The organism is Hymenobacter psoromatis (assembly GCF_020012125.1).
In the GTDB taxonomy this organism is placed as follows: Bacteria; Bacteroidota; Bacteroidia; order Cytophagales; family Hymenobacteraceae; genus Hymenobacter; species Hymenobacter psoromatis.
Genome location: NZ_JAIFAG010000001.1, coordinates 3,270,329 through 3,295,231, shown reverse-complemented (window position 1 = coordinate 3,295,231; position 24,903 = coordinate 3,270,329). Strand labels below are relative to the sequence as shown.

Genomic DNA, 24,903 nt, shown 5'->3' with positions numbered 1-24,903 from the left:
TTCAAGCAGATAGCAGGTGCGGCAGCCAAGCGGCTACCAACTTATAGAGTGACTTCTCGTGGAATTCGGTTGCCTTTGGGATAATCGTTTGTCATTGCGAGCGTAGCGCAGCAATTTTTCTTTGTCGTTCACTTCATTGAGTTTACTAACTCTCACGTGAAGGAGAGATTGCCGCGCTTCACTTCGCCCTTGCTTGATGCGCAATATGCTCGCAAGGACAAACGGCGCGCAAGGACAAATGAAAATAGATTAATGCGACTTCAAAGCGTACTTAATCAACTCCTCCACGCTCAGCTCGTTACCGTGCTTGTGCTGAATCTGGTCTAGATTCTTCTCCGCGGCGGCCCGAGCGAAGCCTAGCATTACTAGGGCTTGCAACGCCTCTTGGCGTTGCGTATTGTGCTGGCGTGCCAGTGGCACAGTATCTACGCCGGCCTTAGTCAGCAACTCATCTTTGCGCAGCTTGTCGCGCAGGTCCAGGATAACGCGTGCTGCCGTCTTCGGCCCTACCCCCTTAATGCTTTGGATAGCCCGCACGTCCTCATTCACGATGGCCTGCCGAATTTCCCCTACCCCCATGCTGCTCACCATGTTGATACCCGTGCCCGGCCCAATGCCCGACACCGATATCAGGTGCAGAAACAAGGCTTTTTCGTTGGGGTCCAGAAAGCCGTAGAGCGTCTGCCCGTCTTCCTTCACGTGCTGATAGGTGTAGACCTTCACCTTTTCCAGCTCGCCGGGTAGCTTGGAGTAGGTCGCCAAGGAAATCTTTACTTCGTAGCCTACCCCTCCTGTATCAATAATAGCTTGGGTAGGGTCCTTGTAGGCGAGTTTACCGTCGAGGTAAGCAATCATAAAAACAGTGGGCGCAGCGAAATTTTCGGGTGGGCGGGTTCGCTTGCTGTATCAAATCTACTCCGGTCCGGCTTAATGCGAAAGCCAGCCGGCTGCCGCGGCCGGCTGGCAGGGTAGATTAGCGCGCCGTTTTAGTGTTTGCGGTGAGTTGTAGAATCGCGGCCCTGCGCACTTATTCCGCAGTAGCTCACGGTCACAAAAGATAAAAGGTTATAGTTTGTAGTCGAAGCGGCCTTGCGTGACTTTGATAGTATCACAGCCGGGTTTAGCTAGTTTAAAATTAAAATTTCCTGATATAATTCCAGATATAGAGTCAAGCTTTGTAATAGTAATGCTTCCAGTGCGATAAGTCAAATCAGGAGCTTCGCTAAAATCATCACACGGAGCAGTGATATTATGGTCAGCAAAAAAAGCTTTTCTATCTCCTACTAGGACGAAAGAATATGTTCCTATATGCGCGATTCTATCACCTCCTAAAATCATATTCTGATAGCTTAATTTATCATTTGGATACCGATAAGTGCGTATAGTTAAGCTGCCACCTGCGTAGCTAGGGTCGTAAGTAAGACGGAAGTTCTGACGACCATCATTACCGCTGGGTGTCCAGGGCTGGCCATTGAGCAGGCAGCCGAAGGTGTGCGCCCCGGTCTGGGTGGCGGGGGGCAGTTGGTCCTCAGGCTTGGCGGGGCCGGAGTCGCTTTTCTTGCATTGACTCAGGCCCAGCAGGGCGGCCAGCAGCAGGGGGGTAGGGAGCAGGCGCATGGCGGAGAAGGGGTTAAGATTTATAAAATGTGTAAAATAGTATAACTAAAAAAATTTAATATTAAAATTATTTTTCCTCAGTCGCAGATAATTTTAGCAGCTTGATTGCTGCGGACTGCCAGCCCGGTGGCAAAGGCCCTGCGGTACGCCCGACCGGGACATATCTAGCAGTAACAAACGTAGCTGTAGCCTCTTGGCTAGCGCAATGCTACTTGTGCCGAAGTCCGACTTTAGCAAGCGCGTAAAGCAGCCTCCGAAAAGGCAGAAAAAGCCCTTGATGACTTTTTCAAGGCCAGAAAAGAGGTCGCTACCAAAGGACTTTAGGCAGGCCAACAAAAAAGCCTGGTCGGTGAACCAGGCTTTGAAGCAACTCTTGCTATTCGGAATATTCCGGGCTAGCCAAGTGAGGCAGTAGCGCGAACTTTCCAGTTCGCGCGCGCGTAGCGAGCAGGCGGTACCGCGCGGCGCGCTCGACCCTGCTCGCTGGCGCTCGCGCGCGAACTGGAAAGTTCGCGCTACAAGCCCTTGCCGTCGCGCTGAGCATCGGCCACGGCGATGGCGGTCATGTTCACGATGTCGCGCACGCTGGCCCCGAGCTGTAGGATGTGCACCGGCTTGCGCATCCCCATCAGCACCGGGCCGATAACCTCGGCCCCGCCGATTTCCTGCATCACCTTGTAGGCAATGTTGCCCGACTCCACGTTGGGGAAAATCAGGGTGTTGGCGCCCTGCTCGGCCAGGGGCGAGAAGCCGTAGTTTTCGCGCAGCAGCTGGGGGTTCAGGGCCACGTTGGCCTGCATCTCGCCGTCGAGGAGCAGGTCGGGGTAGCGGGCTTTGGCCAGCTCGGTGGCGCGGCGGGTTTTGGCGGGTAGGTCGCCGCCGCTGGGCGAGCCGAAGTTGGAGTAGCTGATAACGGCCACCCGCGGCTCGGTGTCGAAAAAGCGCACGGCGCGGGCCGTGAGGCCGATAATTTCCACCATTTCCTCGGCCGTGGGGTCGATGTTCACGGTGGTGTCGGCGAAGAAAAACGGCCCCCGCTGGTGCTGAATAATGTACATGGACGACACCCGCCGCACGCCTTCGGCCGGCCCAATCACTTGCAGCGACGGCATCAGGCTCTTGCCATAGTCCTTGGTCAGGCCCGTGATGCAGGCATCGGCAGCCCCGGTTTCCACCATCATGGCCGCGTAGTAGTTGCGCTCGCGCAGCAGCCGCTTGCCCTCGTAGAGCGTGATGCCCCGGCGCTGCCGCTTCTGGTACAGCAGCTCGGCGTAGGCGTTGCGCTGGTCGTCTTCCTCCAGAATATCCACTATTTGGCAGCCCTCCAAATCCAGGTTATTGGCGTGAGCGATGGCCTGAATCCGGTCGCGCGGACCCAGCAGGATGGGGTAGGCAATGCCCTCCTCGCGCACCAGCTGCGCGGCCTTGAGCACCTTGTAGGTATCGGCCTCGGCAAATACCACCCGGCGCGGGTTGGCGCGGGCCGCCGAGGTGATGCGGTTCATCAGCTTCTGGTCGAGGCCCAGGCGCTGGCGCAGCTCGTCGTCGTAGGCCGCCCAGTCGGCGATGGGCCGGCGCGCTACCCCGCTCTCCATCGCGGCCCGCGCCACGGCCGGCGAAATGGCCGTGATTAAGCGCGGGTCCAACGGTTTGGGAATGAGGTAGCTGCGCCCAAAAGCCAGCGTGTTGTCGCCGTAGGCGTTGTTCACCAGGTCGGGCACAGGCTCCTTACTTAGCTCGGCTAGGGCGCGCACGGCGGCCAGCTTCATGGCCTCGTTGATTTCGGTGGCCCGCACGTCCAAAGCGCCCCGGAAAATATAGGGAAAGCCTAGTACATTGTTCACCTGGTTGGGATGGTCCGAGCGGCCGGTAGCCATAATTAGGTCGGGCCGGGTACTCATGGCCAGCTCGTACTCAATCTCGGGGTCCGGGTTGGCTAGCGCGAACACGATGGGATTATTGGCCATATCCAGTAGCAGCTCGGCCGGCAGCACGTTGGCCGCCGACAGTCCCAGGAATACATCGGCCCCGCGTAGCGCTTCGGCCATCGTGGTGAGGGGCCGTTCGGTGGCAAACTGCAGCTGCATGTCGGCCAGGTTGGTGCGGGCCGGGTTGATAATGCCATCTTTATCAAAAACGACCAGGTTTTCCTTGCGCAGCCCCAGCGCCAGGTACAGCCGGATGCACGATACCGCCGCCGCGCCCGCCCCGCTCACTACCAGCTGAATATCCTCGATGCGCTTGCCCACGATTTCCAGTGCGTTCAGCAGCGCCGCCGCCGTGATAATGGCCGTGCCGTGCTGGTCGTCGTGCATCAGCGGAATATTCATCTTCTCCCGCAACTCCGTCTCGATGCGAAAGCACTCCGGAGCCTTGATATCCTCCAGATTGATGCCGCCAAACGTGGGCTCCAGCGCCTTCACGATGCGAATAAACTCGTCGGGGTCGCTGGCATCAATCTCAATATCGAAGCAGTCAATCCCCGCGAACTTCTTGAATAGCACGCCCTTACCCTCCATTACTGGCTTGCTGGCCGCCGGCCCAATGTTGCCTAGCCCCAGCACCGCCGTACCGTTGCTAATCACGGCTACCAGGTTACCCTTGGCGGTGTACTTATACACGTCGTCGGGGTTAGCCGCGATTTCCTTGCACGGCTCGGCTACCCCCGGCGAGTAGGCCAGCGCCAGGTCGAGCTGGGTGCTGACCGGCTTGGTGGGCACCACTTCGATTTTGCCAGCGGGGGCCTGCGAATGGTAATTAAGCGCGTCCTGGCGGTTGATTTTGAGCATGGGAATAAAGGAGGGGTAGGGCAGTAGCGAGCCCGCAAGTTCCGGCTAAAAGGCCAAACTATCTTTGCTGCTTCATCCCACTGTTTTCTCTTTGCCCATAGCCATGCCGCCTGTCGAAGACGTAAGCCAGCTCGCAAAATCCAAGCAAGCAGCCATCAAGTTGATGGCTGAAAGCTTTAAAATTCTTCAACAAGCGGGGGGTGAACTACCAGGCCGCGAAGTAGTGGCGCGCCTGCGTACTCGCGTTAGTTTCAATGAGTGGGAGCTAGAAGTATCCCCTAAAACCGGCTATGTACGCTGGGAAGCCATTTTCTCTTTTTACACGGTAGATAGCGTAAAAGCAGGTTTTTTGCGGAAAAATAAAGGAACCTGGTACCTAACTGCCAAGGGAGAAAAAGCGCTGGCACTTGGCCCTATCAAGCTTTTTGAAGCCGCTTCCGCTGCTTACCGCAAGTGGGAGCAGGAAAACAAGCCAACTAAGCCCGGCCCGGATACCACAGCAGTAGAAACCTTAGATAAAGAGCAGTTTCAGAAAGCGAACTTGGAAGCCCAGGCATTGGGTGGCATCCGCGAGTTTATTGCCGCTAAGAATGCCTATGAGTTTCAGGATTTGGTAGCCGCGCTGCTGCGAGCGATGGGTTATTATACACCCTTTGTCGCGCCCCGTGGCAAGGATGGTGGAATTGATATTGTTGCCTATCAGGACCCGCTTGGTACCACCGCGCCCCGCATCAAGGTTCAAGTCAAGCACAAACCCGACGCGGCAGTACCCGTTGACGATATCCGCAGCCTCAAAGGCGTTATCAACCGCGACGGGGAAGTAGGCTTATTCGTTACCTCCGGTCGTTTCACCAGCGATGCTGAGTATTTTGCCCGTGGAGCGGATGGTGCATATTCGATTGCTAGACCTGAATGACTTCGTGGCTTTATGGCAGGAGTTTTATACCAAGCTCAACGATGAGGAAAAAAATCTGCTGCCCTTGCATTCCATCTACTTCTTAGGAAGTAATGAGTAGGCCCTACCCCGCCTGCACCACCAGCTTCTGCCCCAGCTTCACATCATCCGACTTCAGCTTATTGAGCCGGCGCAGTTGCTCCACGCTCACCCGAAAGCGGCGCGAGATATTATAGAGCGTATCGCCTTTTTGCACCACATGCGTGCTAAAATCTGGTTCCAGCCGGTGGTGAGTAGCCGTGGGGGGGCTTGATGCCCGCCGGGGCCGGGGCGCGGCCGGGGCGGGTGCTGGGTCGGTCCCGGCGCTCATGGGGGCCGCCTCGGAGATGGTAGTAGCAACGGCAAGTAGCTTGCCCGGCCGTGCCGGGGTCACGGTGGCCGCGCTGCTATCGGAGTAGGTCGCCTCATCCGCGGCCAGCGCTGGGGAGGCAGCCAGGGCGGCCTGCTGCTTCGCTTTCTCGGCCAGGCTAGCCTTCGTTAGCGCCGTCGTCCGGAAAATAGCCTGCTGCTGCGCCGCTACGCGGGCCGCGAGCTGCTTCTTCAGCCGCTGTAATTCCTGAAGCTGAGCTTCTTCGCGCTGAGCGGTAGCCAGAGCCGCGCGGGCGTAGCGGGCGTTGGCGGCGGCCAGGGCCAGGGTGGCGCTATCTACCGGCATTGGCCGGCGCGGGGAGGGCGCAGCGGCTATCACGGCGGCCGGGGCCGGCGTGGGGGGTAGGGGCACCAGCACCAGCAGCTCGCGGCCGGGCTTGAGGGTCGCCGCGTGTTTGGGCAGCTCATTCCAGCGGCGCAGTTGGGCCGGGCTCACAGCAAATTTTTCGGCGATATCCGCTACCGTCTGGCCCCGGCGCACGATGTAGTACTGGCGGCGGTGGCGTGGACCCGCCGCGGGTGGGGGGGTAGGGGCAGTGGCAAGCTCGTCGCGGCTCGTCCAGGGCTCGGTGCCCGCTAGCTGGGCCAAGCGGGGGGGTAGGGCCTGCGGTAAGTCGTTGAGAGGCTGGCAATACGCTAGTAGCGTGGCGCGGTCTACGCCGCTGAGTTGCTCGCGGGCGGCGCTGGGGTAGCGCAGCACGTAGGGTCGGTAGCCGGCCGGCAGGCCGCCCTGCCGCACCTCGGGGTTGTAGCGGGCCAAGGCCGTGGAGTCAGCGTAGCCCAAGGCGCGGCTCAGGCGGCGCAGGTCCAAGGCCTGGCCGCGCAAGCCTAGCGTATCGAGCGGCTCATAAGCCTGGTAGCGCAGGGCCGGGTCGCGAAGGCTATGCTCGGTTGCGTACATCATCGCGTACATGATGGCCGTGAAGGTGGGTACGTAGTTGCGCGTTTCGGCAGGTAGGCTGGGGTAGAGGTCCCAGAAATTCTTCTTGCCCGTTTTGCGCATTACCCGGCGCATGTTGCCCGCACCCCAGTTGTAGGCCGCCAGCACCAGCTCCCAGTCGTGAAACTCGCCGTAGAGGTAGCGCAAATGCTTGCAAGCTGCCTCAGTGGCCTTTTCGGGGTGCATTCGCTCGTCCACCCACTCGTCGCGCTTCAGGCGCAGGTCGCTGGCTGTGGGCGGCATAAACTGCCACAAACCCACCGCGCCCACCGGTGACTTGGCTGTGGGTATCAGCGACGATTCTACCACCGACAAATACTTCAGCTCCAGGGGTAAATTGTACTGCGCCAGGTACTTTTCAAAAATTGGAAAGTAAAACTGCTCCCGTTCCAGCACTCGCTGGGTATAGCCCCGCTGCCGCTCCGTAAAAAGCCGCACGTAGGCCAGCACCGCCGCGTTGAACTGGTGCGGCGCGGCAGTTTCAATACAGCCCAAGCGGTCGCCCACAATTTCGGCGAGCGTAGCTGGCGTTTGCAGCCACACCAGCCGGGCCGAGTCTACTACTGGCTCCAGCTGTGGGGCCCGCGCCAACGAGTCGAGGGTGGCGGCCGGCAGCTCCACTACCTGCCGGGCTGTATCGGTAGGAGCCAGCGCCGGGGGGGTAGGGGGCAACGCCGGCCGGCGTTGCGCCACTACTGGGGTCGTGCCTAGCGCCAGCGTCAGCAGCAACAGCCACTGCGACCAGCGCGACTTGGGCGAGCCGCTAGCGGGTGCGGGCAGTTGGTGCAAAGCTTTCATTGGGCTAAGGTAAATGACAATTACTGAACTACCTACCAAACCGAAGGCGCGCAACAGTACGGCCGGGCGGCCAGCACTGTTGCGCGCCTCGCGCCTTACTAAACTGACTAACCCGCCGTGGCTAAGCTGGTTGGCTAGCCCCGGCTGGGGTCAGCGTGTGTGCAAAAGCCAGTAAATCAGCCTCCCGAAACGCCCCACTCATAATTTGCAGGCCAATCGGCATCCCCTCTTTGTCCGCACCCGCCGGAATGGAAATAGCCGGCACGCCTGCCAGCGACGCCTGTACCGTAAAAATATCAGCCAAGTACATGCTTACCGGGTCCTGCTTCTCGCCTATCTTGAACGCCGTGGTGGGGGTAGTGGGCAGCACCAGGAAATCGTACTGCCGAAGTAATTCGTCAGTTTTTTCCTTGATGAGCCGCCGCACCCGCTGTGCCTTAGTATAGTAGGCATCGTAGTAGCTAGCCGATAACACAAAGGTACCCAGCATAATACGCCGCTGCACCTCCGGCCCGAAACCCTGGGCGCGGGTCTTTTTATAAAGCGATTCCAGGTCCGTCACGTCGGGCGCGCGGAAGCCATACTTCACCCCATCGAAGCGGGAAAGGTTGGAGCTAGCTTCAGCCGTGGTCAGGATATAGTAGGTCGGAATCATTTCCTCCAGCAGCGGAAAATCTACCGCCTCCACCACGTGGCCCTGGCCGCGCAGCGTGTCGAGGGCGTTTTCCAGCGCCGCGTGTACCTCCGGTTGCAAGCCCGCCCGGTCAATAGCATTGGCCACGTAGCCAATGCGATACTGCGCGGCCGGCGCGAGTAGGGCCGTGTACATCGGCACGGGTTCCTGGCTGGCGGTACTGTCGTAGCCATCGGCCCCGGCCATTACTTCCAATAGCCGGGCCGCGTCTTCTACGGAATGCGTAATCGGCCCAATCTGGTCAAACGATGAGGCAAACGCTACCAGCCCGTAGCGCGAGATGCGCGAATAAGTTGGCTTCAGTCCAATTACGCCACAAAAGGCTGCTGGCTGCCGTACCGAGCCGCCCGTATCGGAGCCAATCGAGGCCAGGCACATATCGGCCTGCACCGCTACCGCTGAGCCGCCGCTGCTGCCGCCCGGCACCCGGCTGGGGTCTTGGGCGTTGCGCACTGGCCCGAAGGCTGAGTTTTCATTCGAGCCGCCCATCGCAAACTCGTCGCAGTTCTGGCGGCCGATAAAAATAGCATCTTCTGCCAGCAGCCGTTGCACGGCCGTGCCGGTGTAAAGCGACTTAAACCCGTCCAGGATGCGGCTGCTGCTTTGCAGCGCGTGGCCCCGGTAAGCCAGCACGTCCTTCAGGCCAATGACCATGCCGGCCAGCTTGCCGGCTGTGCCGGCGGCCAGCTTAGCATCTACGGCGATGGCTTGCTGGCGAGCCTCATCGGCCCACACTTCCAAAAAAACGTTCAGCTCGGCGTTGCGCTGCGCGATGTTATCGAGGTAATACTCAACGAGCTGGCGGCAGGACGTGGTGCCCGCCGCCAGCTCGCGCTGAATCTCCGAAAGGGAAGAAAAAAGAGGTTTCAAATCTTATACGTCGGTTGATGACTGGTCGAGGCGGGGCCGCGTACCAGGCACGCCTTCCGTCGTGGGCAGAATGGGGGTGCTCTGGTGGTGGCTAGGCTGAGTAGCCTGGCCCGCCGACAAATCTACGGTACCGGGCGCGCTATAATCCGCTACCGGGGCCACGTAGTCGCCCGACTGCGGGGCTGGCTGGTAGGTCTGCTGGGGCTGGCTGGGGTCGTAGGGCTGCTGCGGTTGGTTAGGATTGTAGCCCTGGGGCTGGCCGTAGGGCGGCTGGTTTTGGTTGTAGCCTTGGTTCTGATTATAACCCTGGTTTGGGTTGTAGGGTTGATTGGAATTTGGCTGGCCAGCGCGCTCAAACTCGTTGCGGATTTCGCTACTGGCATCTTTAAACTCCCGAATACCTTTGCCTAAGCCTCGTGCCAACTCAGGAATTTTATTTGCACCAAAGAAAATAAGGATAACGACCATAATCAGAATCAGCTCAGAGCCGCCGATGTCGCCTAGGAAAAGCAGGGAAGAAGTCATAATAGCAAGGAATAAAAACGGGAGTTAGAAATTGTTGCCTACCTAGCTGGCCGGCGTATTAGTTGGGTTGTACGGCTGGTTAGGGGTAGGGCCGGCCGGAATCTGCGGGGCTTGGCCATACTGCGGTGGGTAGCCGTTGGGGTTGTAGGCCGTGGGCGGCTGCTGGTTGTAGCCGGGCTGCTGGTAGCCGTTTTGGGGCGGATAAGCATTGGGGCCGGGCTGGTTAGGATAGTTCGGGCTGGCTGGCGCGTCGGGCCGGGTGCTGGCATCCTTAAACTCGCGCACGCCCTGGCCTACGCCCTTGAACAACTCAGGAATGCGCTTGGCCCCAAAGAACAGCACCAGAATAAAAATTATGAATATAATTGTTCTGGGATTACTGAGAAACAGAAAAAGCGTGGTTAGGAGCATGAGCTGGCAGCTGCAAAGCCGTTAAAGATGATGAGAACGAAGATACGAAAAAATTAAGCCTTTGGACGCGTAAAGGTACCAGAAAGCCCGGTAATGGTGCCGTGCCCGGCTTCCGCTCCCAGCGTATAGACTAACGCCGGCCTGCAATGTTTAGTCCCACTTTTTGCGGAGTTTAAGCGGTAAATCAGCACTCAGGAGCAAATTTTGAGCAAGAGAATTGGCTCTTTCGCCGAAAAGCAGTAGCAGAAACCCAATAGATGATGCATCTTTGTAGCGGTTAGCAGCCTAAACCGAAGCAGTACTGTTTGCACAGTTTGCCGAGGCGTAGGAAGTTGGCTAAGTTTGTTTTCATAGCTCAGAAAGGCATCGAACACTGTTCGATGCTTTTTTTTGCACTTTACTACCCCCGACGCAGGCCGCGCCGCGCCTCTACCCCATATACGGCTGCCACGAAGAAGAGGGGTAGGGCCAGCCCCAGGGCGTAGCCCACCCCGTGGGCCAACTGCTGCTCGGCCGCTTGGCCCAGGACTACCAGCGCCACCGCGCCCAGCAGCCACCCCAGTAGCCGCCCCACGGGGTAGGGCACCGGAAAGTGCCGCTCGCCCAGCCACCAGCATAGCGCGGCCATCAGGAAGTAGCAGGCTAGCGTGGCCCAGGCGCTGCCCAGGTAGCCTAGCACGGGTATCAGCAAAAAATTGAGCGCGATGGTCAGCACCGCACCCGCTGCCCCGATGTAGGTGCCAAAATACGTCTTATCCGTGAGTTTGAACCAGACCGACAAGTTGTAGTAGACACCTAAAAACAGGTTGGCCAGTAGCAGAATTGGCACCACGCGCAAGCCGGTCAGGTATTCGGGCCGCCGTAGAAAAAGGGGCCCTATCCAGCTCAAATTCAGACTGATACCTACAAAAATAAATGCGCAGCATAGCGTGAACCATTTCAGTACCAGCGCGAACGTGGCGGGCGAGTTCTTCTCAGTGCTTTGGGCGAAGAAAAAAGGCTCGGCCGCGTAACGGAACGCTTGGATTATCAGCGACATAAAGATGCTGAGCTTGTAGCAAGCCCCATACACACCCACCGCCGCCAACCGGCTCAGACCGGGGTAGAAACCTTGGGGCAGCCAGGCCGGCAGCAAGATGCGGTCGAGGGTTTCATTCACCATGCCGGCCAGGCCCATTAGCATTAGAGGGAGGGCGTAGGCCAGCAGCGGCCGCAAAAACGTTAGGTCGGGCCAGCGAAACCGGAAGTCCAGCAGCTCGCGCGCCAGTAGCAGCAGCGTGAAGGCCGAGGCCGCCAGGTTGGACAAAAACACGTAGCCTACCCCCAGGCTAGGGTTGTATGTGGCCATCACCAGCGGGCGCAGCCCGGCCAGCACGCTGCCGGGCGCGCTGTGCGCCACCGCTGGGCACAGCACTATAAAAAAGAGGTTAAGCCCTACATTCAACGCAATGTTGGTGAGGCGAATGGATGCAAACTTGCGCGCCTTATTCTCCAGGCGCAGCCGGGCGAAGGGCAGCGCCGCCACTGCATCGAGGCCCAGAATCAGCGCTATCCAGATGGCGTACTCATTGTGGCCGGGCGGCAGCCCCAACAGCCCCAGTAGAGGACGGGCCAGTAGCATCAATAAAGCAGTGAGCCCGGCGCTGCTCAGCAATAACAGGCTCAGGGTACGGTTGTACAGCGCCTGACGGTCCTCGCCGGGACGGTTGGCGAAGCGAAAAAACGTCGTTTCCAGCCCGTAGGTAAACACTACGTTTAAGAACGATACGTAAGCGTAAAGCCCCGTCACGATACCGAATTCTGCTGCTACGAAGTGAGCCGTGTACAGGGGCACCAACAAGTAGTTCACTACCCGCCCCACGATGCTGCTGACCCCGTAGATAGCCGTTTGAGAGGCCAGCTTTTTAGCGATGCTCATTAAAAAATGTGCTGATTAATTAATGCGCTAATGTGCTTTGAACAGAGAGTCTCGTTGATATTTTTCAGAGGTTCAATAGAGTTGATTGGGCAGCACATCAAATAATAAGCATATCATTCATTCGCCTCTGAAGTTTGCCGGGCGTTTTTCCAGAAACGCGGCGGTGCCTTCCTTAAAATCGGCCGTGCCGAATGCCCGGCCAAAAGCCGCCGCTTCGGCCGCGTAGCCGGCCTCACCGCCTTCGTCGAAGTAAGTGTTTACGCAATCAAGCACTAGGCCCACGGCTACTGGAGCTTTACCTAAGATTTTCAGCAGCAGGTTTTTGGAGAATTCTATTAACTCGGCTAGCGGCACCACGTGGTTGGCCAGACCCAGGCGCAGGGCTTCATCGGCTTTCACCTGGTCGGCGGTGAGCAGCAGCTCTAGGGCTTTGCCTTTGCCCACCAGCTGCACTAGGCGCTGCGTGCCGCCGTAGCCGGGCAGCAAGCCCAGGTTCACCTCAGGCTGGCCAAAGCGAGCATTGTCGGCGGCCACGCGCAGGTGGCAGGCCATTGCCAGCTCGCAGCCGCCACCCAGCGCGAAGCCGTTCACGGCCGCCACTACGGGTTTGGGGCTCGTCTCGAAACGCCGGAATACGGCCTGCCCACGAGCGGCAGCTTCCTGCGCGCCTGGCCCACTCAACTGCGCCAGCTCGGCAATGTCGGCTCCGGCCACGAAGGCTTTCTCGCCACTACCCGTGAGCAAGATACCCCGCACCGCCGTATCGGCCCGCGCCTGGTCAATGGCCACGCCCAACTCGGCTATCGTGGCCGCATTTAGGGCATTAAGCTTAGTGGGGCGATTTACGGTGAGGGTCAGAATGCCGGTGGTGACATCGAGGTCGTAGAGCAGATTTTCAAACGAACTGGCCATGCTAGAAATACTAAGGAGGTAGGGGTAAGGAAAAGCTGGTTCAAAGGTACGGCTGCTGGTCAGCAGGTCGTTTCGACGCGCGCGCCCGGCTTTTAGGCTATAAAAAGATGATATTTGACGAAATTTTATCAAATCATCAGCTTATTGTTCAAAACTTTGTGATTATCAACTACATCTGTTTACTTGCGGCCTGGATAACTATTGCCAGCTTCCTAAAGCAGGGTAGGCGTTAACTTAAAACCTTTCTTTCATCTTTTCTTTCATTGCATATGGGGTTTGTTTCTGAATTCAAGGAGTTCATTTCTAAGGGTAATGTGCTCGACTTGGCCGTTGGTGTTATCATTGGCGCTGCTTTCGGAAAAATCGTGACATCGCTGACCGACGATATCATCATGCCCATCGTGGGTATGGCCCTTGGGCACGTTGATTTCTCGAATATTATAGTGGGTCCGTTAAAAATTGGCTTGTTTATCAACGCCGTTATCAATTTCCTCATCATCGCTGTAATTATCTTCTTCATCGTGAAAGGGGCTAATAGCGTAAATAAGAAGCCCGAGCCCGTAGTCGTGGTGGAGCCAGCACCTTCGAAAGAAGAAGTTCTGCTCACGCAAATCCGAGACGCGCTCCGCAGTCGCTCCTAAGCCATAACGCGGCAAAGAGGTAGTTGCAGTCGCGCTGTCATTCACTAACCGGCCCGGAAATTATTTTGGGTTGGGCCGTGTATTTTGCCTACTACCTGGTTTGCTGTCCGCTTATCTCTTTCGCCTCATTTACCTCATTTAGCAGTTCTACGCGTGAAAAAAATCGTTGCTACCGCGCTTCTGGCTGGCTCCGTTTGTCTGTTGGCCTCGCCAGTAGCTCAGGCCCAAACTAGTGCGCCCGACTTCCCGGCCCCTGGTAGCCCAGCACGTGCGGCGGCTACCCTTCCCCTTGATGTCAACCGCACCCGTCACCAGCAGCAGATGAGCCCCGAAGACGCGGCCCGCGACCAGCAGTTGCAAGTGCTTGAAGCCCGCACTGGCAACACCAGCTTCGGAGCCGAGCGCGGCGGCCCCTTTCGGCAGCTCGACAAAGCCGGCGGTTCGTTTACGGTGCGTAAGTTCCGGGCGCTGCCAGGGCAAGAGCAGAAGAAGGGCGAATCGCGCCGGGTGCAGATGGGCGGACGCACTACGGGCAAGCCCCTAGTGCACGACCACGGGAAGAAAAAACGATTCCTCCTCTTTTGACCGCAGATTCAAGCGGATTCAACGGATTACGCAGAGACGCCGCTAAAGCGGCTGACTGCGCTTTCATTTTCTTACGTTTTGCGTAGGCATAACAAGAAAGGCCACCCATCAGGGTGGCCTTTCTTGTTATGCCTGGTGCGTTGAAAAGCACCAGGAATATCGGCTAGTCAGCCGCTTTAGCGGCGTCTCTGCGCAAGCCGTTAAATCCGCTTGAATCCGCGGTTATAGTTTGCGCTTGATTTCCTGCTCCTCGAAGCCCTCAATGTTGTCGCCTTCCTGCAAGTCGTTGAAATTCTTGACCGAAATACCGCACTCGTAGCCCTGGCGCACCTCGCTTACGTCGTCCTTGAAGCGCTTAAGGTCCTGAATTTCGCCGGTGTGCATTACGATACCGTTGCGCACCACCCGCACGCGGGTCTTGCGGGTGAAGGTACCATCCGTGACCATGCAACCACCGATGGAGCCCACCTTGGTGATATTGAACACTTGGCGTACTTCGGCGTTGGCCACTATTACCTCGTGCAGCGTCGGGGCCAGCATCCCTTCCATCGCATCCTTCACCTCATTAATGGCGTTGTAGATGATGGAGTACAGGCGCACGTCAATCTGCTCCTGCTCAGCCAGCTTGCGGGCGCTTTGCGAGGGCCGCACCTGGAAGCCAATGATAATGGCATCCGAAGCCGAAGCCAGCAGCACGTCGCTTTCCGAGATAGCGCCCACGCCCTTGCTCAGAATATTCACCTTCACTTCGGGGGTAGAGAGCTTTAGCAGCGAGTCGGAGAGTGCTTCAACCGAGCCGTCCACGTCGCCCTTCACCAGGATATTCAGTTCCTTAAACGAGCCGATAGCCAGGCGGCGACCAATCTCGTCCAGGGTGATGTGCTTCTTGGTGCGGATGCTCTGCTCGCGGGCCAGCTGCTGGCGCTGGGTAGCCAGCTCGCGGGCCTCGCGCTCGGTTTCCATCACCTGAATGCGGTCGCCGGCCTGGGGCGCGCCCGTCAGGCCAAGGACCTGCACGGGGGTAGCGGGCCCGGCCAGCTTCTTCTTCTTGCCGCGGTAGTCGGTCATGGCCTTCACACGGCCGTAGTGCGGGCCGGCCAGCACGATATCACCCACGTTGAGCGTGCCGGTTTGCACCAGCACGGTGGTTACGTAGCCGCGGCCTTTGTCCAGCTCGGCTTCGATAACCGTGCCTATCGCATTGCGGTTGGGGTTAGCGTGCAGGTCGAGCAGCTCGGCTTCGAGCAGTACTTTCTCCAACAGGTCTTCCACGCCGATACCCGACTTGGCTGATACCTCCTGGCTCTGGTATTTGCCACCCCACTCTTCCACCAGAATATTCATCTGCGAAAGCTCCTCCCGGATTTTCTCAGGGTTGGCGGTAGGCTTGTCTACTTTGTTAAGGGCAATGATAATCGGCACACCGGCGGCTTGTGCGTGGTTGATGGCCTCCTTGGTCTGGGGCATCACCGAGTCGTCGGCCGCAATCACGATAATGGCGATGTCCGTCACCTTGGCACCACGGGCCCGCATGGCCGTAAAGGCTTCGTGACCCGGCGTATCGAGGAAAGTAATCGGGTTGCCCGACTTCGTTTTCACCTCGTAAGCGCCAATGTGCTGGGTAATGCCACCGGCCTCGCCCTTCGCCACGCTCGCCTCACGGATATAGTCAAGTAGCGATGTTTTGCCGTGGTCCACGTGGCCCATAATGGTCACGATGGGCGCGCGGGGTAGCATGTCCTCCGGCGCGTCGGTCATGTCAATCGGCTCCTCGTCTTCTTCAGCCGAGAGAAACTCCACGTCGTAGCCAAACTCGTCGGCAATCACCGTGATAGCCTCCGCGTCGAGGCGCTGGTTGATGGAGACGAACATGCCCATACCAAGGCACACCTTAATCACCTCGTTCACATTCACGTCCATGAGCGATGCGAGGTCGTTGGCCGAAATGAACTCGGTGAGCTTGAGAGTCTTAGCATCCAGCTCGTTCTGAGCGCGCAGGGCTTCGCGCTCTTCGGCGGCCATGCCTCGCTTGTCGCGGCGGTACTTGGCGCGGTTGGCAGCGGCGTTGGTTTTGCCACCGCTCAGCTTCGCCAGCGTTGCCTTGATTTGCTCCTGAATCTGCTTATCGTTCTGCTCGGGCGTAAGCGCGGGCTGCGGCTGGCTGGGGCGGTTGTTGCCTTGGCCGGGCCGGTTGCCCTGGCCTGGGCCAGCGGGGCGGTTGCCACTCTGGCCTGGTCCGCCGGGGCGGTTGCCACCCTGGCCGGCACCGGCGGGGCGGTTACCCTGGTAGCCACTGCTTTGCTGCTGGCCACCGCTAGGCTGGCCGGGGGCAGGTAAGCGTTGGCGCTTCTTCTGGCTATTGGCACCCACGCCGCTCTTGCGCACGTCGGATGAGGCCACCGGCCGCGGCCCGCGGCCGCCGGGACCCCGGCGGCTGGAATCAACCGGCAACTGAATCTTGCCGAGCACAGTCAGGCCCTTTAGCTGGTCGGCTTTCGCCGTAATGGTGCCTTCCTCAGCAGCGTCGGCCGGAGCATCAGGGGTAGGGGTAGTAGGGCCAGGCACTTGGGCCGGAGCCGCCGCAACTGGCGCAACGGTGGGCGTGGGAGCCGGGGCCACGGCAGCAGCAGCTACCGGCACCGGGGCTGGTACTGGCGCGGCCGGCTTCAGTTCAGCAGCTGGCGCAGGAGTAGGGGTAGGTGCCACGCTAACGGGCGCAGGCTTCGGGGTAGGAGCTGGCGTAGCCGGCCGGGCCGGAATAACCCGGCCTTTGCTATCCAAATTAATCTTGCCCAAAACCTTAAGGCCGGGAGCCTTGGGAGCCTCCGGCGCGGGGGCTGGGGCTGGGGCGGCGGCCGCTACGGGAGCAGCCACCGGAGCCGGAGCTGGGGCGGGCGGCGCAGGCGCAGCAGTGACCACGACCGGAGCCGGAGCCACCACGACGGGCTTGGGCGCGGGTGGGGGGGTAGGGGCTGCCGGTGCGGGCTTGGCCGCGGCGGCCTGGGCCTGCGCGTTCAGCTCGCTTTGGCGGCGGGCCTGGGTGTGGCGCTCAGCATCCTGCTTATCCTGGGCTGAGGCCGCGAATTCTTTCTCCAACAGGCCCACCTGCTCGCCGGTAAGCTTGGTAGTGGGCTTATTCTCAATCGCAATCCCCTTACGGGAAAGGGCTTCGACGGCCCGGTCGATGCCAATGTTCAGGTCTTTGGCTGCCTGTAAAAGCCGTTTCGGGGTTGCTTCCGCCATTCTGCTATGTTGCGAACGATTACGTTCAGGGTGCAAAGGTAAAGATTAAATCTGGCCAGCAGGCTATAAGTCAAGCCTACTGGCTTGATTTAATAAAGTACCCGCTGGCGGTTGGCCCCGGCCCTCATTGGGCGGCCGGAGTGCTGTCAGTATTGGCAGCGGAGTCGCTGTCGGTATTAGCAGCCGGGGCGCTGTCGGTGTCGGCGGCCGGTGCCGGGCTGGCATCCTCCGCAGGTAAGGCATCATCGTCGGCAAATTCCTGCCGGATAACGCGGTACACATCGTCCACGGTTTCTTCTTCTAGCTCGGTACGGCGCACGATATCGTCTTTCTTGACGGCTAGTACGGCCCGGCCGGTATCGAGGCCGATTTTCTTTAATTCAGCGATAATCCAGCCTTCAATCTCGTCCGTAAACTCATCGAGCGAGATGTCTTCCTCGTAGTCGGTAGCTTCGCGGAATACGTCAATCTCCATGCCCACCAGCCGCGAGGCCAGCTTGATGTTGGCACCGCCCCGGCCAATAGCCAGGCTCACCTGGTCGGGTTTCATGAACACGGAAACCCGGCCCGTTAGTTCGCTGATTTTCATAGAGCCTACCTTGGCCGGCGACAGCGCGCGGGCAATGAATAGCTCCAGGTTATCAGTAAAGTTGATAATGTCGATATTCTCGTTCATCAGCTCACGCACCACCGGGTGAATGCGGCTGCCCTTCATGCCCACGCACGCGCCCACCGGGTCGATGCGCTCGTCGTAGCTTTCCACGGCCACCTTGGCGCGCTCGCCGGGCTCGCGCACCACGTTTTTGATGCTGATAAGGCCATCGTAAATCTCAGGTACTTCCTGCTCGAACAAGCGCTCCAGAAAGGCCGGGGCGGCGCGGCTCAGGATAACTTTGGGCGCGCCGTTCACCACGTCTACGCGGTGCACCACGGCCCGCACGGTGTCGCCCTTGCGGTAGCGGTCCTTGGGTATTTGCTCGCTCTTGGGCAGCACCAGCTCGTTCTCGTCCTTGTCTAGGATAAGCGCTTCGCGGCTCCATACCTGGTATACTTCGCCGGTAATAATCTCGCCCACCAGGTCCTTGTACTTCTGGTAGAGGTTGTCGCGCTCCATATCCTTCACGCGCTGGATGAGCGTCTGGCGGGCCAGCAGCACGGCCCGGCGGCCAAAATCCTCAATCTTAATCGGCTCGGCTACCGACTCGCCCACTTCAAAGTCGGGCTCAATCTTTTGCGCCTCGGCCAGCGGAATCTTGTCAAAATCCCAGATGTCTTCCGAATCATCATCCACGATTTCGCGGTTGCGCCAGATTTCAAGGTCGCCGTTGTCGGGGTTCACAATCACGTCGAAGTTAGAGTCATCCTCAAACTTTTTGCGAATCATCGTCCGAAATACGTCGTCCAGGATGGACATCATCGTGGGCCGGTCAATATTGCGGCTCTTGGCAAACTCCTGGAAGTTCTCGATGAGCATCCGGGCGTTCAGGTCGGCCGCGGCGGCGGCGACTTCCTGCGGGCTGGGGACTACTTTTTTAGCCATGATTTTTCGACTGGAAACTTACTTAAAGGAGATAACAACGGTCGCCTCCTGAATGTCCCCGAAAGGAAAAAAGGCGGCGGGCAGCGTAGTCTTTTTCGTTTTCACTTTGATAACCTCTTCCAGCTCAATGCCTTCGGGGGTAGCGGCCACGAGCGGGCCGGTTTTCTCAGTACCATCGGCCAGCTTTAGCAGCAGGCTGCGGCCCACGTGGCGCGGATACTGGCGCGGGTCGGTGAGGGGCTGGTCGGCCCCCGGCGAGGTCACTTCGAGCGAGTAGGCGGCGTCTTCGCCATAGGTCTCGGCGAGGGCGCGGTTGAGGCGGCGCGTCACCTGAGCGCACTCCTGAATGCCGAGGCCGGCGGGCCCGTCGAGGGTTGCCGTTAGCTTGGGCATTACGGAGTCCGATACGGTGAGGCCGACCACGTACAGGCCACTGTCGCCAAGAGCCTCGGCGAGCAGCTGCTGAATGCGGTGACGGTCAAATTGGGCCATAGCAGGGGGTAGGGGACAAAAAAAGAGGGGACTGCGCGTCCCCTCTTTAGCAGATTGAATACCAATTTCTGAGGTAAAGGTACGGCGCTTTCGGCGGACTGCCAAGTGCCGCCCTACCCCCCCCCCCCCTCGGGTCAACTCCGGGCGGTGCTGCATTTCTGGCACCAAAATGGTGTGAGCGGCTCCCGCCGTTTCTATCCTTGCTTTTTCCACTCCTCATGCTGCTCCGCCCGCCCGAAACGCTTTATTTTGAAAACCAGGCTGGCCAGCTTTACTACCGCGCCGCTGGCTACGCCCACCTCATCTGGGTTCCCGGCCGCCTGCCGCTGGCTATCATCGAGGCGTATTACGAGCAGGTGCTGGCCCTGCTGCTGAGCACCAATACCCGCCTTATCTTATCGGAGCACGGGCAGCGAGCCCCGCTGTCGCTGGAGGCGCAAAACTGGCTCGCTAATAACTGGATACCCCGCGCCATGCGCCTGGGTAACGTGCGGCACTGCGCTATCGTGGAAGGTGCCGACCCGCTGCACCGCCTCGCTGCGCAGTCGGTGATGAGTACTGCCCCCGAAGGCTTTATCTTTCAGCGCTTTGATGCTATGCGCGCCGCCGAGAGCTGGCTGCTCGCGGTGGGGTAGGAGGCCGCCCGTACCTCGCGCCTTCCTGCGACCGCCGCCGGCCCTGCGCCGGCGGCGGTCGTATGTTTAGGCCCCGCCACCTACCCGCTACCTGTATGCTTTCCACCACCAACTACGCCGCCCTACCCCCCGCCGCCGACTTGCAGCGCCTTGGCCAGGCGCTGGCCGTGCTCGACGCCCTCAACTCACCCGAATGGGAGTACCGCTACTATTCCTACAATCCCGATTGGGCAGAGAATGAGGCTATTCTGGAGATGCGCGATGGCGAGGGCGACCAGCTGCTAGTGCTGTTTCGGCCCGAGGGCTGCGTTATCAGCGGCTTTCTGCACGAGTACGAGCAACCGGACAAGCAGCAGATAACCCACGGCCTGCCCCCGGCCTTTACGGAGTTTATGTTTGGCGAACCGGTTAGCTCCATCGGCACCACGTTCTGCCTTTGGTACACGCCGGCCCAGGGCTGGCAAACGGGGGTAGTTGAAAACCCCGACGACGGCTCGGAAGAGCTATTGTATATTTTTGATAATGACCCCATTACCTATGCTGATTGGGCCACTGAGTATTATACTGACGAAACCGACAGAAAGCCCATTACGGCTGCCGCAGTCGCGCCCCTCTACCGGCACGAAACGCTGACCAAGGCCCGCGCCCTGGCCATAGTGGGCGAGGTGCCCGACTGGACGATGCTAGCCGCTGACTTGCAGGAAATTGGCTACCCATATGATTTCAATGGAGCTATTGGCTGATGACTGTCTTAATTGACTAATAGTAGCTTGTGCGGGCGGCAGCACACGTGTATGCGGCAGGTTGATTTTCGAGATGCTAAAAACTAAGTCCCTTGCTCGCCGATGTGGCTGGTTGCTGGTGCTGCTGGGGACAGGGCTGGCCGGCCCGGTGCTGGCGCAGCGGCCGGCCTTTCGGGTGGTGCCGCTGGGAGTGAAGGGCGGCCTGGCCGAAGGCAACCTCTCGGCCTACCTGGTGGCGGCAGCCGGCAGCCCGGCCTACGTGGGCCTCGACGCGGGCAGCCTGCGCCCCGGCCTGGAGCGAGCCGTGGCCACCAGCGTGCTAGCTGGCCCGGTGGAGGCTCTGCTGCGCGACTCTATCAAAGGCTACTGCCTTTCGCACGCCCACCTCGACCATGTGGCGGGCCTGCTGCTCAATGCCCCCGACGACGCGCCCAAGCCTCTCTATGGCCTGCCCGCCTGCCTGGCCACGCTGCAAAACGACTACCTGAACTGGCGTGCCTGGCCCAACTTCGGCGATGGGGGTAGGGCGCCGGCGCTGGGCCAGTATGCGCTGCGGGCGCTGGTGCCGGGACAGCCCACGCCGCTCATCGGCACGCCGCTGAGCGTGCAGGCCTTCGCGCTCAGTCACGGCCGGCCTTATCAGAGCACGGCTTTTCTGGTGCGCAGCCAAGATAGCTATCTGCTGTACCTGGGCGATACCGGGGCCGATGACATCGAGCAGACGCACTGCCTGCGCGACCTCTGGCGGGCCGTAGCCCCGCTGCTGCGGCAGGGGCAGCTGCGGGTTATTTTCATCGAAGCCTCCTACCCCAACGACCAGCCGCCGGCCCGGCTCTTCGGCCACCTCACGCCGGCGCTGCTGCTGCACGAGCTGGGCGCGCTGGGCCAGCTGGCGGGGCCGGCCGCGCTGCGCGGGCTGCCGGTGGTTATCACCCACCTCAAGCCCACGGCGGCCAATGAGGCGCTCATCCGGCAGCAGCTGGTGGCGGGTAATCAGCTGGGCGTGAGACTGGTGTTTCCGGTGCAGGGCGAGCGGCTGCTGTTTTGAGGGGGTAGTATTTCTTAGAAGAGAACAAAACGGCACTTGCAACTGCGGTGATACTACCCGCCAGGTAATTGAGAATAAAGCCAGCCGGACCCGGCTTTATCCGTAGCTTTCGGCAACGATGTCTATGCTGCCCGCAGGGCAGCCGAACTTCCCTTTTTGGCTATGAGTGCCGCCGTGCCCGACCTGCTTGCTGGCAACGACTTATTAGAGAGCGTATTAGAGGCGTCGCTGACGGCGCTCAATTTGCTGCGGCCGTTCTACGGGCCGGGCGGCGAACTGCTTGATTTCAGCCTCGACTACCTCAACCCCGCCGGGCAGCGCATGGTGGGGCTGCCTGCCCGGCCGGGCGGCCCCGTGAGCCAGCACTTTCCGCATGCCCAAAGCAACGGCCTGCTGGCCTTCTACCAGCGCGTGTTTGAGACGGGCGAGGCCGGCGAGTTTGGCTTTCCCTACCGGGCCCAAGAGCAGGAGAGCTTCTTTCTGGTAGCCGCCCGCCGCAGTGGCGAAGTGTTGGTAGTCAGTATTATAGATAGTAGCCAGCATCCTGAGCACCCGGCCCTGGAGCAGGCCCTGCGCCAGAGCCAGGCCCGCGAGCAGGCCGCCCGCCAGGCCGCCGAGCGCGAGCGCAACCTGCTGCAAACCGTGCTGACGCAGGCCCCGGTGGCCATCGGCTTGTTTCAGGGCGACGACTGCGTGGTGGCCGCCGCCAACGACCAGCTATGCGCCATGTGGGGCTACCCGCCAGCCGAGGTAGTAGGCCGGCCGTTGCTAGCGGGCGTGCCTGAGCTGCAGGGCCAGGGCTTTACGGAGCTGATACAGGAGGTAGCACGCACGCGGGTACCTTTTGTGGGCCAGGCAGTTGCCGCGCAGTTGCTGCAAAACGACCGGCTCGAAACGCATTATTTCAACTTCGTGTACCAGGCGCTACTCGATGTGCAGGGCGGCCTGCTCGGCGTGCTCGACATTGCGGTGGACGTGACCGAGCAGGTATTGGCTCGCCAGCAGGTGCAGCGCCTAAACGAAGAGTTGGCCGCCACCAACGAGGAGCTGGCCGCTACCAATGAGGAGCTAACGACCGCCAACGAGGAATTTCTGGCTAGTAACGCCGCCCTGGCCGAAGCCCAGCTGCAGTTGCAGCAGCTCAACCAGGAATTGGAAACCCGCGTGGCCGAGCGCACGAAGGCCCTGCGCCGCGCCCAGGCCGCCACCGAGCAGCAGCGGCGGCAGCTGGCGCGGCTCTTCGAGCAGGTCCCGGCGGCCATCTGCATCCTGAGTGGGGCCGACTTGTTATTGGAGCTGGTGAACCCCGGCTACCAGGCGCTATTTCCAGGCCGCACTTTAATTGGCCTACCCCTACTCGCGGCCCTGCCCGAGCTGGCCAGCAGCCCCGTGTGGGACACGCTACGCCGGGTGTACGCAACCGGCGAAACCCATGAGGAGCCGGAAATCCTGATTCCGATGGCCCGGCACAAAGGCGGGCCGCCCGAAGACTTTTACTTTCACTATATTCAGCAGGCGCGCTACGATGAGCAGGGGCGCATTGACGGGGTAGTGGTATTTGCGCTCAACATCACGGCCCAGACGCTGGCTCAGCGGCAGGCGGCGGCCTTGCAGGCCGAGGTGCTGGCTACGGCCCAGCGCCAAGCCCAGGAGCGCGAGGCGTTCTACCGGGTGTTTGAGCAAACCCCGGCGGTCGTAGCTTTTTTGCGGGGCCCTGAGCATCGGCTGGCTTACTTCAACGATGCCTACCAGCAGCTATTTCCCGGCCGCCAGCTACAGGGCCGCACCGTTGCCGAAACGCAGCCCGAGTCTGAGGCCCAGGGCTTTGTGGCGCTGCTGGACCAGGTGTACGCAACCGGCGAAACGTTTTTTGGCAATGAGCTACTGCTTCGGACGGAGGCTACGGCGGCAGCCCCGGCCAAGGACATCTACTTCAACTTTACGTACCAGGCGTACCGGGAAGATGGGCAAATCGGGGGCATCTCGGTTTTTGCCTACGACGTGACCGAGCAGGTGCTGGCCCGCCAGCAGCGCGCCGCCGCGCAGGCCCAGCTGCAAGCTGTATTTGAGCAGGCTCCGGTGGCCATTGCTATCCTGCAAGGACCTGACTACGTGGTGGAAATCGTGAATTCGAGCATGTGCGCGCTGTGGGGCCTGCCCGCGGCCGCGGCTGTGGGCCAGCCGGTATTTGACGTGCTGCCCGCGGCGGCCGGCCACCATTTCCGGGGCTTGCTTGATGAAGTGCGGCAAACGGGCATGCCCTACGTGGCCCACGAAATGCCGGCTGTGCTGAGCCACGAGCGGCACCGCGTACCGTTGTTCTTCAACGTGGTGTACCAGCCGCTGGCCGGGCCGCCGGGCCGCCCGTCGGCGGTGGTGGTGCTGGCCACCGACGTGAGCCAGCAGGTAGCCGCCCGCCAGCAATTGGCTCTGGCTAATGAGGAGTTGCAAGCTACCAACCAGCAGCTGACCCGCACCAACGCCGACCTTGATAACTTTATCTACGCGGCCTCGCACGACCTGAAAGCGCCCATCACCAATATCGAAGGCTTATTGCTGGCCCTGCGCGAGCAGCTGCCGCCGGCCGTGCGCCAAACCGAGCAGGTGCGCCCCCTGCTGCGCATGATGGGCGACGCGGTGGAGCGCTTCCAGAAAACCATCGGCGACCTCACCGATATTTCCAAGCTGCAGCAGGCCCACGCCCAGCCCGCCGAGCCGGTAGACCTGGCTACGCTCATCGAGGAAATCAGCCTAGACCTGGCTCCCGCCCTACCCCCCAGCACGCGGGTGCTGGTAGATGTGGCGGCCTGCCCCACGGTATCGTTCGCGCCCAAAAACCTGCGCAGCATCATCTACAACCTACTCAGCAACGCCGTGAAATATGCGGCCCCCGACCGCCCCGCCGTGGTGCAGCTGCGCAGCCGCCGCACCGCCGGCGCGTGCCTGCTCGAAGTGCAGGACAACGGTCTCGGCTTGACCGCCGCGCAGCAAACGCGGCTCTTCGGCATGTTTCAGCGCCTGCACAGCCACGTCGAGGGCTCGGGGGTAGGGCTCTACATGGTGAAGAAAATTGTGGATAACGCCGGCGGCACCATCACGGTGCAGAGCGAGCCGGGGGTAGGCTCCACGTTCACCGTGCGGTTGCCGGACGAGGAAGCGAGCGTAGGGTAAGCTTTAG

General features: G+C 60.2%; 19 protein-coding genes. 7 read left to right on the top strand and 12 right to left on the bottom strand.

Features of this window, described 5'->3' with window-relative positions; all coding sequences use genetic code 11:
* Positions 1-249: 249 nt before the first annotated feature.
* From ruvA to LC531_RS14280, 3 genes are all read right to left on the bottom strand, one after another.
* The gene (ruvA, locus tag LC531_RS14290) at positions 250-855 is read right to left on the bottom strand and encodes a Holliday junction branch migration protein RuvA (RefSeq protein ID WP_223651328.1); all 606 of its coding nucleotides are present in this window, start codon (positions 853-855) and stop codon (positions 250-252) included.
* A gap of 210 nt (positions 856-1,065) precedes the next feature.
* Positions 1,066-1,617, bottom strand: coding sequence for a Riean_0653 family protein (locus LC531_RS14285; protein ID WP_223651326.1), 552 nt, complete (start codon positions 1,615-1,617; stop codon positions 1,066-1,068).
* A gap of 515 nt (positions 1,618-2,132) precedes the next feature.
* Positions 2,133-4,406 (bottom strand): NADP-dependent malic enzyme, encoded by a 2,274-nt coding sequence (locus LC531_RS14280; protein WP_223651324.1) that lies wholly within the window; start codon positions 4,404-4,406, stop codon positions 2,133-2,135.
* Between the two features lie 103 nt (positions 4,407-4,509).
* Here LC531_RS14280 and LC531_RS14275 point away from each other — a divergent pair, with 103 nt between their 5' ends.
* Complete coding sequence (locus LC531_RS14275; RefSeq protein ID WP_223651322.1) at positions 4,510-5,322, top strand: restriction endonuclease; 813 nt, start codon at positions 4,510-4,512, stop codon at positions 5,320-5,322.
* A gap of 103 nt (positions 5,323-5,425) precedes the next feature.
* Here the strand turns inward: LC531_RS14275 and LC531_RS14270 are convergent, their stop codons facing one another.
* The 6 genes from LC531_RS14270 to LC531_RS14245 all read right to left on the bottom strand — a co-directional run bounded on the left by LC531_RS14270 (position 5,426) and on the right by LC531_RS14245 (position 12,798).
* Positions 5,426-7,468 carry a LysM peptidoglycan-binding domain-containing protein gene (locus LC531_RS14270; protein ID WP_223651320.1) on the bottom strand — a complete coding sequence of 681 codons (2,043 nt, stop codon included), beginning with the start codon at positions 7,466-7,468 and terminating at the stop codon, positions 5,426-5,428.
* Between the two features lie 121 nt (positions 7,469-7,589).
* Positions 7,590-9,032: an Asp-tRNA(Asn)/Glu-tRNA(Gln) amidotransferase subunit GatA gene (gene gatA / locus LC531_RS14265; RefSeq protein WP_223651318.1), complete on the bottom strand. Its 1,443-nt coding sequence runs from the start codon at positions 9,030-9,032 to the stop codon at positions 7,590-7,592.
* A 3-nt stretch (positions 9,033-9,035) separates the two neighbouring features.
* Positions 9,036-9,557 carry a twin-arginine translocase TatA/TatE family subunit gene (gene tatA, locus LC531_RS22925; protein ID WP_332874873.1) on the bottom strand — a complete coding sequence of 174 codons (522 nt, stop codon included), beginning with the start codon at positions 9,555-9,557 and terminating at the stop codon, positions 9,036-9,038.
* Between the two features lie 42 nt (positions 9,558-9,599).
* Positions 9,600-9,968 (bottom strand): Sec-independent protein translocase subunit TatA/TatB, encoded by a 369-nt coding sequence (locus LC531_RS22920; protein ID WP_332874874.1) that lies wholly within the window; start codon positions 9,966-9,968, stop codon positions 9,600-9,602.
* A 400-nt stretch (positions 9,969-10,368) separates the two neighbouring features.
* A complete protein-coding gene (locus LC531_RS14250) occupies positions 10,369-11,886 on the bottom strand; it encodes a lipopolysaccharide biosynthesis protein (protein ID WP_223651316.1) in 1,518 nt (505 codons plus the stop codon).
* Between the two features lie 117 nt (positions 11,887-12,003).
* On the bottom strand, positions 12,004-12,798 hold the full coding sequence (locus tag LC531_RS14245) for an enoyl-CoA hydratase/isomerase family protein (protein ID WP_223651314.1): 795 nt from the start codon (positions 12,796-12,798) through the stop codon (positions 12,004-12,006).
* Between the two features lie 269 nt (positions 12,799-13,067).
* Between LC531_RS14245 and mscL the strand changes: the two genes are divergently transcribed.
* On the top strand, positions 13,068-13,439 hold the full coding sequence (gene mscL, locus LC531_RS14240; protein WP_223651312.1) for a large conductance mechanosensitive channel protein MscL: 372 nt from the start codon (positions 13,068-13,070) through the stop codon (positions 13,437-13,439).
* A 153-nt stretch (positions 13,440-13,592) separates the two neighbouring features.
* Positions 13,593-14,024, top strand: a complete 432-nt coding sequence (locus tag LC531_RS14235; protein ID WP_223651310.1) for a hypothetical protein — start codon at positions 13,593-13,595, stop codon at positions 14,022-14,024.
* 222 nt (positions 14,025-14,246) lie between these two features.
* Here the strand turns inward: LC531_RS14235 and infB are convergent, their stop codons facing one another.
* The 3 genes from infB to LC531_RS14220 all read right to left on the bottom strand — a co-directional run bounded on the left by infB (position 14,247) and on the right by LC531_RS14220 (position 19,299).
* Positions 14,247-17,267 (bottom strand): translation initiation factor IF-2, encoded by a 3,021-nt coding sequence (gene infB, locus LC531_RS14230; protein WP_223651300.1) that lies wholly within the window; start codon positions 17,265-17,267, stop codon positions 14,247-14,249.
* Between the two features lie 124 nt (positions 17,268-17,391).
* Entirely contained in the window at positions 17,392-18,753 is a 1,362-nt protein-coding gene (gene nusA / locus LC531_RS14225) for a transcription termination factor NusA (protein WP_223653966.1), read from the bottom strand.
* Between the two features lie 72 nt (positions 18,754-18,825).
* Positions 18,826-19,299: a ribosome maturation factor RimP gene (locus tag LC531_RS14220; protein WP_223651298.1), complete on the bottom strand. Its 474-nt coding sequence runs from the start codon at positions 19,297-19,299 to the stop codon at positions 18,826-18,828.
* 218 nt (positions 19,300-19,517) lie between these two features.
* Between LC531_RS14220 and LC531_RS14215 the strand changes: the two genes are divergently transcribed.
* From LC531_RS14215 to LC531_RS14200, 4 genes are all read left to right on the top strand, one after another.
* Positions 19,518-19,934, top strand: a complete 417-nt coding sequence (locus tag LC531_RS14215; protein WP_223651296.1) for a hypothetical protein — start codon at positions 19,518-19,520, stop codon at positions 19,932-19,934.
* 95 nt (positions 19,935-20,029) lie between these two features.
* Positions 20,030-20,677 (top strand): hypothetical protein, encoded by a 648-nt coding sequence (locus LC531_RS14210; RefSeq protein ID WP_223651293.1) that lies wholly within the window; start codon positions 20,030-20,032, stop codon positions 20,675-20,677.
* Positions 20,678-20,750: 73 nt separating this feature from the next.
* The gene (locus LC531_RS14205; RefSeq protein ID WP_223651291.1) at positions 20,751-21,725 is read left to right on the top strand and encodes an MBL fold metallo-hydrolase; all 975 of its coding nucleotides are present in this window, start codon (positions 20,751-20,753) and stop codon (positions 21,723-21,725) included.
* A 162-nt stretch (positions 21,726-21,887) separates the two neighbouring features.
* Positions 21,888-24,896, top strand: coding sequence for a PAS domain-containing protein (locus tag LC531_RS14200; RefSeq protein WP_223651289.1), 3,009 nt, complete (start codon positions 21,888-21,890; stop codon positions 24,894-24,896).
* Positions 24,897-24,903 lie beyond the last annotated feature (7 nt).

Bases quoted from the DNA above. Each gene is read 5' to 3' on its own strand.
- ruvA (WP_223651328.1), bottom strand. From the start codon at position 855: ATGATTGCTTACCTCGACGGTAAACTCGCCTACAAGGACCCTACCCAA.
- LC531_RS14285 (WP_223651326.1), bottom strand. From the start codon at position 1,617: ATGCGCCTGCTCCCTACCCCCCTGCTGCTGGCCGCCCTGCTGGGCCTG.
- LC531_RS14280 (WP_223651324.1), bottom strand. From the start codon at position 4,406: ATGCTCAAAATCAACCGCCAGGACGCGCTTAATTACCATTCGCAGGCC.
- LC531_RS14275 (WP_223651322.1), top strand. From the start codon at position 4,510: ATGCCGCCTGTCGAAGACGTAAGCCAGCTCGCAAAATCCAAGCAAGCA.
- LC531_RS14270 (WP_223651320.1), bottom strand. From the start codon at position 7,468: ATGAAAGCTTTGCACCAACTGCCCGCACCCGCTAGCGGCTCGCCCAAG.
- tatA (WP_332874873.1), bottom strand. From the start codon at position 9,557: ATGACTTCTTCCCTGCTTTTCCTAGGCGACATCGGCGGCTCTGAGCTG.
- LC531_RS22920 (WP_332874874.1), bottom strand. From the start codon at position 9,968: ATGCTCCTAACCACGCTTTTTCTGTTTCTCAGTAATCCCAGAACAATT.
- LC531_RS14250 (WP_223651316.1), bottom strand. From the start codon at position 11,886: ATGAGCATCGCTAAAAAGCTGGCCTCTCAAACGGCTATCTACGGGGTC.
- LC531_RS14245 (WP_223651314.1), bottom strand. From the start codon at position 12,798: ATGGCCAGTTCGTTTGAAAATCTGCTCTACGACCTCGATGTCACCACC.
- mscL (WP_223651312.1), top strand. From the start codon at position 13,068: ATGGGGTTTGTTTCTGAATTCAAGGAGTTCATTTCTAAGGGTAATGTG.
- infB (WP_223651300.1), bottom strand. From the start codon at position 17,267: ATGGCGGAAGCAACCCCGAAACGGCTTTTACAGGCAGCCAAAGACCTG.
- LC531_RS14220 (WP_223651298.1), bottom strand. From the start codon at position 19,299: ATGGCCCAATTTGACCGTCACCGCATTCAGCAGCTGCTCGCCGAGGCT.
- LC531_RS14215 (WP_223651296.1), top strand. From the start codon at position 19,518: ATGCTGCTCCGCCCGCCCGAAACGCTTTATTTTGAAAACCAGGCTGGC.
- LC531_RS14210 (WP_223651293.1), top strand. From the start codon at position 20,030: ATGCTTTCCACCACCAACTACGCCGCCCTACCCCCCGCCGCCGACTTG.
- LC531_RS14205 (WP_223651291.1), top strand. From the start codon at position 20,751: ATGCTAAAAACTAAGTCCCTTGCTCGCCGATGTGGCTGGTTGCTGGTG.
- LC531_RS14200 (WP_223651289.1), top strand. From the start codon at position 21,888: ATGAGTGCCGCCGTGCCCGACCTGCTTGCTGGCAACGACTTATTAGAG.